Below are 1,747 nucleotides of genomic sequence, written 5' to 3' on the forward strand. Positions count from 1 at the left end.
TCTATTTTCTCATTGGTTTCTATGTAAGCAAGGTTAATGTTTGTGCCGTAGTCAAAAGATAGCTTGATGACAGCTAAGCCATCTCTGCTTTCTGCTTGGAGGTCTGCTAAGTGATTGACCTGCAAGAGTTGGTTTTTGAGTGGCTTGACTATCGCCTTGTGTAACTAACTTCTTTTATATAAACTAATTACGAAACTTAAATAATGTAAAACTTAGTTTGTCATCTTGCATTTCTGGGTTCTCAGGGTGATTATTAGAAATATAAAGCCCTTCTTTTGCAACAAAAGCATTACTAATCAAAAACTTATTTTGTGGCAATTTCAATTCTCCTATTTTTTTAAAATTTTTGTCGATTATGATAATGCTTGCTAAAGGTGGATAGGAAACAAGTTTCTCCAAATTGGCTTTGGACGTAACCTCTATGCCTAAATTTACAAATCTATAGAATACCTCCCTATATTCATCATATATTAGGTAATCGTAATAGGAGTTTTCACACATATACTTCATATAGTCAATTACATCACCTTTGTTTTTAGGATAAGGTTTCATTTTTTCAAAAAACTGGCTTCCTGCAAAATATTTATCAAACTTATTATGGTCTTGGGTAACATAGAGATAGTTATCACCTAAGAAAGAATAAACAAATTTGTCTTTTGCTTTAATTCTACTAAAAATAGGGTCTTTCTTACCCTCAAGCCAATAATCTTTGGGTAATGTAAAAGATAAATACGCCGCTTCTTTTTTTATGGTATCAACTTGCAAGCAAATATACTTCTTATTGAGGTCTTCTTGTGTCATATAAGTCCAATTTCCATCTGGAAGTATGGGGAGTAAAATCTTATGTCTGTCAAATAATATAGGATTATGATAATCTACAATTGCTGGAGAAGTATTTTGATTATCTTTTGTACGGGAGTAGTCAATTTTACGTTTTATTTCTCCATACTGATTTATTATGGCAATATACAAAGTGCTATGAGAGGTTACATAAATAGTGTTCCAATCCTTAATATAAAATCCTCTAATGAAGCCTACACCATTTGGCCCCTCTATATCTATCGGAATAATTTTAACAAGTTCCTTGCTATCGAGAGAAAAAACTAAAATCTCATTCCGCTTATTGGTTACATTGGCATAAGCCAAGTATTCTTTACCATTTTCATCTGTATAGGTATATAAGAATTTTGTCCGATTAATCACATTACTATCTATTTCAAAAGTCAGGATTTGGTTGCTAATATTCAGTATAGGTAAGTTTTCTAAGGTTTTATTTTGTGAATCTGATGTACTACAACTCAAATATAGACTACTCAATATAAGAATTAAGCAATATGTAATTTGTTTCGATAAATTCATTGTAATACTACGATTAAATGGTAAGCAAACTTAAAAATGACATCAAGCCAATACATAATTAGCTTGATGCCTCAAAATTAATATTTAGGTTTTACTACTGGCGCACCTCCATCACACATTAAGCAACAAGTTGAACCACCAGTACTACAGCCATAAGCTACGCTAAAGTAACACACACAACCGCCAGTTTGTGCTTTTACTTCCTGTTCTTTGACAAAGTTTATATTAGTGAGCATTAGAATAAATATAGCTATTCCAATTTTCTTCAATTTTGATTTCATAAATTTAAACGATTTAAAATTTCAACAAGATTGATAATTTTCAGATTCCAGATTCACTTAGCTAAGTACCAAAGTACGCTACAATAATATGTAAGCATTTTGTATTT

Annotated in this window: 2 protein-coding genes; both read right to left on the reverse strand. The window is 31.3% G+C overall.

The window, feature by feature from the left end; all coding sequences use genetic code 11:
• Positions 1 to 183: 183 nt before the first annotated feature.
• Positions 184 to 1,317: a DUF4221 family protein gene (locus tag BM141_RS22365; protein ID WP_221407741.1), complete on the reverse strand. Its 1,134-nt coding sequence runs from the start codon at positions 1,315 to 1,317 to the stop codon at positions 184 to 186.
• A gap of 119 nt (positions 1,318 to 1,436) precedes the next feature.
• The gene (locus tag BM141_RS22370; RefSeq protein WP_091549651.1) at positions 1,437 to 1,640 is read right to left on the reverse strand and encodes a hypothetical protein; all 204 of its coding nucleotides are present in this window, start codon (positions 1,638 to 1,640) and stop codon (positions 1,437 to 1,439) included.
• Positions 1,641 to 1,747: the final 107 nt, after the last annotated feature.

The sequence above is a fragment of the Thermoflexibacter ruber genome, assembly GCF_900113045.1.
GTDB classification, from domain to species: Bacteria; Bacteroidota; Bacteroidia; order Cytophagales; family Thermoflexibacteraceae; genus Thermoflexibacter; species Thermoflexibacter ruber.

What these genes read in the sequence shown, in the direction of transcription:
- BM141_RS22370 (WP_091549651.1), bottom strand. Translation starts at nt 1,640, where the DNA reads ATGAAATCAAAATTGAAGAAAATTGGAATAGCTATATTTATTCTAATG.